Origin of the sequence: Dactylosporangium salmoneum, assembly GCF_039532525.1 — a bacterium.
GTDB lineage: Bacteria > Actinomycetota > Actinomycetes > Mycobacteriales > Micromonosporaceae > Dactylosporangium > Dactylosporangium salmoneum.
This window is the reverse complement of the sequence record NZ_BAAARV010000069.1, coordinates 114,412-122,417: the sequence shown is the minus strand read 5'-3', so window position 1 is coordinate 122,417 and position 8,006 is coordinate 114,412. Positions and strand designations below refer to the sequence as shown.

At 72.7% G+C, this 8,006-nt stretch carries 7 protein-coding genes; 3 read left to right on the top strand and 4 right to left on the bottom strand.

The genetic code is table 11. The features are described 5' to 3' along the window. Window positions 1-26: 26 nt before the first annotated feature. A complete protein-coding gene (locus ABD352_RS35610; RefSeq protein WP_344616942.1) occupies window positions 27-953 on the bottom strand; it encodes an MHYT domain-containing protein in 927 nt (308 codons plus the stop codon). 101 nt (window positions 954-1,054) lie between these two features. Beyond that, window positions 1,055-3,820, bottom strand: a complete 2,766-nt coding sequence (locus ABD352_RS35605) for a DEAD/DEAH box helicase (protein ID WP_344616941.1) — start codon at window positions 3,818-3,820, stop codon at window positions 1,055-1,057. A gap of 54 nt (window positions 3,821-3,874) precedes the next feature. Here ABD352_RS35605 and ABD352_RS35600 point away from each other — a divergent pair, with 54 nt between their 5' ends. Together ABD352_RS35600 and ABD352_RS35595 are read left to right on the top strand one after the other, a co-directional pair. Further along, on the top strand, window positions 3,875-4,582 hold the full coding sequence (locus ABD352_RS35600; protein ID WP_344616940.1) for an HAD family hydrolase: 708 nt from the start codon (window positions 3,875-3,877) through the stop codon (window positions 4,580-4,582). A 125-nt stretch (window positions 4,583-4,707) separates the two neighbouring features. Further along, on the top strand, window positions 4,708-5,082 hold the full coding sequence (locus ABD352_RS35595; RefSeq protein WP_344616939.1) for an Hsp20 family protein: 375 nt from the start codon (window positions 4,708-4,710) through the stop codon (window positions 5,080-5,082). 59 nt (window positions 5,083-5,141) lie between these two features. Here the strand turns inward: ABD352_RS35595 and ABD352_RS35590 are convergent, their stop codons facing one another. Then, window positions 5,142-5,885 carry an AraC family transcriptional regulator gene (locus tag ABD352_RS35590; RefSeq protein WP_344616938.1) on the bottom strand — a complete coding sequence of 248 codons (744 nt, stop codon included), beginning with the start codon at window positions 5,883-5,885 and terminating at the stop codon, window positions 5,142-5,144. 54 nt (window positions 5,886-5,939) lie between these two features. Here ABD352_RS35590 and ABD352_RS35585 point away from each other — a divergent pair, with 54 nt between their 5' ends. After that, window positions 5,940-7,163 (top strand): MFS transporter, encoded by a 1,224-nt coding sequence (locus ABD352_RS35585; protein WP_344616937.1) that lies wholly within the window; start codon window positions 5,940-5,942, stop codon window positions 7,161-7,163. Here ABD352_RS35585 and ABD352_RS35580 read toward each other — a convergent pair. After that, the gene (locus tag ABD352_RS35580) at window positions 7,085-7,975 is read right to left on the bottom strand and encodes a diacylglycerol kinase (protein ID WP_344616936.1); all 891 of its coding nucleotides are present in this window, start codon (window positions 7,973-7,975) and stop codon (window positions 7,085-7,087) included. The genes ABD352_RS35585 and ABD352_RS35580 overlap by 79 nt on opposite strands. Between the last annotated feature and the right edge of the window lie 31 nt (window positions 7,976-8,006).

Below are 8,006 nucleotides of genomic sequence, written 5' to 3'. Positions count from 1 at the left end.
CCGCGGCCTTGAAAGATTCGTGAACGTCACCGGCCGCGCTGGCGGCGGGCGTCGGCGATGCCGTTGGCGGCCCGGGCCGCGAACGCCTGGCCGGTCTTGCCGGGGGCGGCCGGCGGCGGCGGGGTGACGCCGCTGTTGGAGCCGCCGCCGAAGACCGGGCCGGCAGTGGCGCGCAGGGCCTGGCCGGCGGCGATCTTCTCCCGCACGGCCTCCGCCTCGGCCTGCTCGCGCTCCGACGGCACGGCCATCACGGCGCTGGCCAGGGCGATGACCACGACCAGGACGAAGAGGACGATCGGGGCGAGGAACCAGTTGACGTCGACGCCGGGGACGGTCTTGATGTCGTGGTCGAGGTGGACCTGCATCGCGTACATGCCGGTGTAGTGCATGCCGCAGACCGCGACGCCCATGACCGCCGCGGCGGCGACGGTGGCCGCGATGCCGCGCACGACCAGCGTGAACCAGAGGGCGACGGTGGCGGCGACGACGGCGATCGCGTAGGAGGCGATGTACAGCGACGGCTTGTACTCGAACTTGCCGTTGATGTTCATCGCCGCCATGCCGGTGTAGTGCATGAAGGCGACGGACACGCCGGTGATCGGGCCGCCGACGAGGACCTTCCAGATCTTCGGCTTACCCAGGCCCACGATGAACAGGCCGACGCCGACGGTCACGACGGCGATGAAGAAGCTCGCCACGGTGGTCGGCACGTCGAAGCGCAGCGGGCTGTCCTGCACGCTGAAGCCGACCATGGCCATGAAGTGCATGACCCAGATGCCGGTGCCGCCGATCGCCCAGGCGGCGAGCACGAGCAGCCAGGCGCGGCGGCGGGTGTCCTGGGCGGCACGGGCCCGGGCGGTGCTCACGAGGCCGAGCAGGGAGCCCAGGAACGACATGGCGTAGGCGAAGATCGGGGTGATCGCGCCATACGTGAAATGGTGCAGCTGACCCACGAGTCTCCTCCAACCAATGCACCGGCGTGAGCATCATTGCGGATCCGAACGATTTTTTCTAATCCGCATCACCCGCACGAACGGAAAAAATCGGTGCGTGATCAAGCCATGACGCTGTATGCGAGCACACCGCGGGTGATGGCGGCCATCGCCAGGCGGGCGGTGCGCCGGACCGGCTCGGGCGCCCCGGAGGCGTCGGCGAGCTGGCCGAGCAGGTCGAGCACCTGGCGCGACCAGCGCACGAAGTCGCCGGCCGGCATGTCGCCCTCGAGGCCGTGGACGCTGCCGAGGACCTTGGTGAGCGACTCGCCGCGGGCCCAGCGGTACACCGGCCAGACGAACCCCAGGTCGAGCTCGCGGGTCATCTGCAGCCCGCGGGAGTCCTCGTCCTCGCGGAGGTCGGCCCAGAGCTGCAGCGTGGCGTCGATGGCGTCGGTGACTTCTCCCCGCGGTACCGAAGCCCGGTCCTCGGCTTCTCGGCGGGCCTCGTAGACCAGCACGCTGACCGCGGCGGCCAGCTCGGCCGGGCCGAGCTTGTCCCACACCCCGCGGCGCAGGCACTCCGCCACGAGCAGGTCGGTCTCCGACCAGATCCGGGCGAGCATCCGGCCGGCGTCGCTGACCCCGCCCTCGTCGGTCAGGTAGCCGCGGTCGGTGAGCAGGCCGCAGACCCGGTCGAAGGTGCGCGCCAGCGAGCCGGTCCGGCTGGCCACCTTGCCGCGCAGGCCCTCCGTGTCACGCTCCAGGCGCCAGCTCCGCTCGGCCCAGCGGGCGTGCTCCTCGCGCTCGGGGCAGCGGTGGCAGGGGTGGCGGCGCAGCGAGGCGCGCAGCGTGTCGAGCTCGTGGTCGTCGGCGGCGGCGCTGTTGCGGGCCCGGCCCCCCTTGCCGCGCTCGGCCGGCGGCGCCTCCATGCGGCGCAGCTGGGCGGCGAGGTCGCGGCGGTCCTGGGCCGAGCGGTAGTTGAACTGCCGCGGCACCCGGACCCGGCCGATCGGCTCGACCGGGGCGGTGAAGTCGGCGCCGGAGATCCGCCCGGCCCAGCGGTCCTCGGTGAGCACGAGCGGGCGGGGCTCGCCGAAGCCGCCGGTGCCCGGGTCGATGACGATGGCCAGGCCGGAGCGGCGCCCGGCGGGCACCCGGATCACGTCGCCGGAGCGCAGCCGCTCGAGCGACTCCAGGGCGGCCGCGCGGCGCTGCTGCACGCCCTGCCGGGCGATCGCCTTCTCGCGCTCGGCGATGGCGACGCGGATGCCGAAGTACTCCGCGAAGTCCCCGAGGTGGCAGGCCATCTCGCCGCCGTACGTCGCGATGGTCTCGGTGTTGCGCTGCACCTGGCGGGCCAGCCCCACCACCGACCGGTCGGCCTGGAACTGCGCGAACGAGCTCTCCAGCAGTTCGCGGGCCTCCGTGAAGCCGACGCTGCCGACGAGGTTGACCGCCATGTTGTACGACGGGCGGAAGCTGGACTTGAGCGGGTAGGTGCGGGTGGAGGCGAGCCCGGCGACGTGGCGAGGGTCGACCTCGGGCGCCCAGACCACGACCGCGTGCCCCTCGACGTCGATGCCGCGGCGCCCGGCCCGGCCGGTCAGCTGGGTGTACTCCCCCGGCGTCAGGTCGACGTGGGCCTCGCCGTTGTACTTGACCAGCCGCTCCAGCACCACGCACCGGGCCGGCATGTTGATGCCCAGCGCGAGGGTCTCGGTGGCGAAGACGGCCTTGACCAGGCCGCGGACGAACAGCTCCTCGACGACCTCCTTGAACGCGGGCAGCATGCCGGCGTGGTGGGCGGCGAGGCCGCGCTCGAGGCCGTCGAGCCACTCCCAGTACCCGAGCACCTGCAGGTCCTCGCTCGGGATGTGCTTGGTGCGCTCCTCGACGATGGTGCGGATCTCGGCCCGCTCGTCCGGCCCGGTGAGGCGCAGGCCGGCGGCCAGGCACTGCTGCACGGCGGCGTCGCAGCCGGCCCGGCTGAAGATGAACATGATCGCCGGCAGCAGGCCCTCGCGGTCGAGCCGCTCGACGATCTCCGGTCGGTACGGCCCGGTCCAGCGGCCCCGCTTGCCCCGGCGCAGGTCGCCGCCGGCCAGCTCCACCCGGCGGAGCATCTCGCGGTGGTAGCGCAGCAGCTCGGGGTGCACGTCGTGCTTCTGCGCGGCCTCGGCGTCGTGGAACAGGTCGAACATCCGCTTGCCCACGAGCATGTGCTGCCACAGCGGCACCGGCCGGTGCTCGCTCACCACGACCGACGTCTCGCCCCGCACGGTGACGAGCCAGTCGGCGAACTCCTCGGCGTTGGACACGGTCGCCGACAGCGACACCAGGGTCACCGACTCGGGCAGGTGGATGATCACCTCCTCCCACACCGCGCCGCGGAACCGGTCGGCGAGGTAGTGCACCTCGTCCATGACCACGTAGGACAGGCCCTGCAGGGAGGACGATCCGGCGTACAGCATGTTGCGCAGCACCTCGGTGGTCATGACCACCACGGGCGCCTCGCCGTTGATCGCGTTGTCGCCGGTGAGCAGCCCGACCTTCTCCGCCCCGTGGCGCTGCACCAGGTCGTTGTACTTCTGGTTGGACAGCGCCTTGATCGGCGTCGTGTAGAAACACTTGCGCCCCTGCCGCAGCGCGAGGTGCACGGCGAACTCGCCGACGACGGTCTTGCCGGCGCCGGTGGGCGCGCACACGAGCACGCCGGAGCCGCGCTCCAGGGCCTCGCAGGCCTCGGCCTGGAACGGGTCCAGCTCGAACTCGAGCGCGTCGGCGAACCCGGACAGGGCCGGATGCCGGGCGGTGTCCTGGGCGCGCTCACGGGCCGCCTGGTAGCGGTCTGCGGGGCTCAGCTCGGGGTCCTCGGTGCCGCTCACGCCCCCAAGGCTAGGCGAAGCAGGCACGGATCCGCTCCTAGGTATCGTGCTGGCGTGCCGGAAAGCGATGACGCACTCACTTCCCGACGACCGATTGAGGCGGTGCTGCTGGACTTCCACGGCACGCTCGCGCAGGTGGAGGACCCCGTGCGCTGGGTCACCCTCGCCGCGCAGAGCGTCGGCACGACCCTGGACCGCGGCAAGGCGACCGTCCTGGCCGACCGGCTCACCACCGCCGGGCGGGCCGGCGGGCCGAAGCCCCACCGCGTGCCGCCGCACCTGTCCGAGGTGTGGTCCGACCGGGACCTCTCCGTCCCCGCGCACCGGGCCTGCTTCACCGGGCTCGCCGCGACCGTCGACGAGTCGCTGGCCACGGCGCTGTACGACCGGCTCCTGATCGCCGACGGGTGGGAGCTCTACGCCGACACCGTGCCCACCCTGCGGGCCCTGCGCGCGGCCGGCGTCCCCGTGGCGGTGGTCAGCAACATCGGCTTCGACCTGCGGGCCCTGGCCACCGAGCTCGGCTTCGCCGACCTCGTCGACGAGTTCGTGCTCTCCTACGAGGTCGGCCGGACCAAGCCCGACCCGGCCATCTTCTGGCGGGCCTGCGCGGCCCTGAAGGTCGACCCCGAGCGCGCGCTCATGGTCGGCGACACCCCGGCCGACGCCGGCGCCGCGGCGGCCGGCTGCAGCGTCCTCGTCCTCCCGGAGAGTGAACCCGGCAAAATCCACGGCCTCGGCGCGGTGCTGCGGCTCGTCTAGCGGCACGTGTCAAACTGCGCGGTCGCGGGAATCAGTGTCGCAACACCGGCTCTGCGCTTGTCGCGCCGATTCCCCGCGACGACAGTGCAACCAGACGACACGATTTCTCGCTGCGGAGGTACGTCATGCCCTTGAACCGCTGGGATCCCCACAACGCCCTGGCCCGCCTGGAGCAGGACCTCGGCAACGCCGCGTCCCACGCCCACGGCGCGTCGGTCACGACCGCCCGCGACGGCGACGACCTCGTCATCACGGTCGAGGGCGTGAACCCGTCCGACGTCGACGTCCAGGTCTCCGGCGGCCGCCTGACGATCAAGGGCCAGAGCGGCAGCAGTACCTCGGAGAGCCAGGACTTCCAGGGCGGCCACTTCTCGTCCTCGTCGTCCAGCTCGAGCTCGTTCAGCAAGAGCTTCTCGCTGCCGGACGGGGTCGACCAGTCCGACGTCTCGACCGAGCGCTCCGGCAGCGGCGTCAAGGTCCGCATCCACAACGCCGCCTGAATCGGACTTTTCGCCGAAAAGCCGGGCATTGCGCCCGGCTTTTCGTCTCGCTGGGGGCGTCAGCTCGGCGGGTATGTGCCCGGGGTGTGTCCGAAGGTGCGGCGGAACACGTCGATGAACACGCTGGCCGATGACCAGCCGCATTGATGGGCCACCGAGGTCACCGGGGTCTTGTCGGCGAGCAGGATCAGCGCGTGGTGCAGGCGCAGCTGGGTCCGCCATTGCGGGAAGGTCATGCCGAGGTCGCGGCGGAACAGCCGGGACAGGGTGCGGTCGCTGGCGCCGACCTCCCGGCCGAGGTCGGCGAGGGTCCGGTTGTCGCCCGGGTCGGCCCGCAGCAACGCGCACACGGTGCGCAGCAGCGGCTCGGTGGGGGCCGGCACGTGCTGGGGCTGCTGGGGAGAGGCGCGCAACTGGTCGAGCAGCACGGCGCGCAGCCGGTGGCGTTGCGCGCTCTGCTCGCCGGCCGTGCGGGTGTACTCGATGATCAGCTCGCGTAACAGCGGGCCGACCGACAGGACGGCCGGGGTCTGCAGGCCGAGCGGGTTGTTGCCGGCGGGCAGCCCCACCAGGTGCAGCTCCAGGTCGCCGTAGGCGCGGTGGGCGTGCACGGTGCCGGCCGGCACCCAGATGGCGCGAGTGCCCGGGGCGACCCAGGACCCCTCGCCGGTCGTCACGGAAAGCACCCCGCGGGCGGCATAGATGATCTGGTGATCGTCGTGGCGGTGGGCGTCGATCGCACCGCCCGCCGCGAGCCATTGGGCACGCGTGGGCGCCACCGGCTCGTGGCGGATTTCCTCCATTGGTTGTCAGAATATCGGAAGCCGGACACGATGGTGAGTTGGAACCATCGGTCGGTGCGCAGAAGAACCTCCATCACGCTGCTGTCCGTCGGGCACGCCTGCGTGGACGTCTACCAGGGCACCGTCGCGGCCCTGGTGCCCTTGTTCGTCGCCGAGCGCGCCTACACGTACGCGGCGGCGTCCGGCATCGTGCTCGCCGCGTCGTTGCTGTCCTCGGTCGCGCAGCCGGCGTTCGGCGCACTCACCGACCGCTGGGCGATGCCGTGGCTGCTGCCGGTCAGCACGCTGCTCGGCGGGGTGGGCATCGCGCTGAGCGGGCTGAGCGGCAACTACGCCCTCACCCTGGTGTTCGTGGCGATCTCCGGCCTCGGTGTGGCCGCCTACCACCCCGAGTCGGCGCGCATCGCCCGCGAGGCCAGCGCAGGCAGTCACACCGCCATGGCGTACTTCGCCACCGGCGGCAACGTCGGCTTCGCGCTGGCGCCGCTGATGGTCGCCGCGGTCGCCGCCGCCGGGGGGCTGCGGTGGACGCCGCTGCTGGTCGTGCCGGCCCTCGCCGGCACCGCGATGGCCCTGCCCGTGCTGCGCGCGCTGTCGAAGCGCAAGAGGGCCGACAGCGGTGCCCCGGCGCCGGTCGGGCGCGACGACGTCCCGTCGTTCGTGCGGCTGACGCTGGCGGTGGTGTTCCGGTCGATCGCGTTCGTCGGTCTCAGCACGTTCATCTCCCTGTACGTCCAGCAGCGGACGGGTGGAAGCTCGGCCGCGGGCACCGCCGCGCTGTTCGTGCTCTACCTCGGCGGGGTGGTCGGCTCGGTGCTGGGTGGTGCCGCGGCCGCCCGCTGGGGCAGGGTGGCGGTCTCCCGCTGGTCCTACGCGGTCACCGTCGTCGCGATTGCCGGCGTGGTGTGGGTGCCCGGGCCCGCCGTCTACCTCTTCGTGGCGCTGACGTCCGCGGGCCTGTACGTGCCGTTCTCGCTGCAGGTCACCCTCGGGCAGGACTACCTGCCCACCAAGGTCGGCACCGCCAGCGGCATCACCCTGGGCCTGACCGTGAGCATCGGCGGCCTCGCCAGCCCGGTCATCGGCGCGATGGCCGACGCGACATCGCTCAGGACCGCCCTCACGCCGCTGATCGTCATGCCGGCCCTGAGCCTGCTCATGTTCCGCACCCTGCGCGACCCGGAAGCCCCTCGCACCGATCAGCCGAGCAGGGTCAGTGCGCCCGGCACGCAGGTGATCGTCACGGGCAGGGGGCAGATCCGCTCGCCGTCCGCGTAGGCCGTCACGCCGTCCGCGGCCAGCTCGACCGTCCTCGCGCGCATCGTGCGGACGCGGCGGTCGTGGACGTGGGTGCCCTTCAGGACCTTCGGGCGCAGGCGCATCAGGGTCAGGCGGCCCAGCGGCTCGGCCACCACGACGTCGAGCAGCCCGTCGGCCGGGTCGGCGCCCGGCAGGATGCGGAAGCCCCCGCCGTAGCTCTCCGTGTTGCCCACCGCCACGAGGACGGAGTCGAACTCGGCCGGGTTGCCGTCGAGGCTCATGCGGTACCGCCGCGGCCTCAACGCCAGCAGTTCCTCCACGATCGCGCGGTTGTACCGCTGCGGCCCGCGCGGCCACCGGATGCGGTTGGCCCGCTCGTTGACGAAGGCGTCGAACCCGGCGGCGAGCACCGCGCCGAACCACGCGCCGGTCCCGTCGGCCCCCTCCAGCCGGGCCAGGTCGATCGACCGGCGGGTGCCGTCCCGCAGCGCGTCGGCGACCACGCCGGCCGCGGCCACCGGCGAGGCGGGCAGGCCGAGCCGCACCGCGAAGTCGTTGCCGGTGCCGGCCGGCACGATCCCGAAGGGCACCGGGCGCCCGGCCACTGCCTGCAGCCCGAGGTGCACGGTCCCGTCGCCGCCCATGGCCACCAGCGCGTCGCACCCGTCCTCGACGGCCCGATGCGCCTCGGCCCGCACCTCCGCGGCGCTGCCGCCGGACAGCACGGTCACCGCCGCCCCGCCCACCCCGAGCCGCTCCACGACCGCGGGCAGCAGCGAGGCCCGCCGGCCCTTGCCGGCGGTGGGGTTGGCGAGTAATGCGATGTTCACGGCGCAGACTGTAAACGTTCAGCGCCCCGGG

What these genes read in the sequence shown, in the direction of transcription:
- ABD352_RS35595 (WP_344616939.1), top strand. Translation starts at nt 4,708, where the DNA reads ATGCCCTTGAACCGCTGGGATCCCCACAACGCCCTGGCCCGCCTGGAG.
- ABD352_RS35590 (WP_344616938.1), bottom strand. Translation starts at nt 5,885, where the DNA reads ATGGAGGAAATCCGCCACGAGCCGGTGGCGCCCACGCGTGCCCAATGG.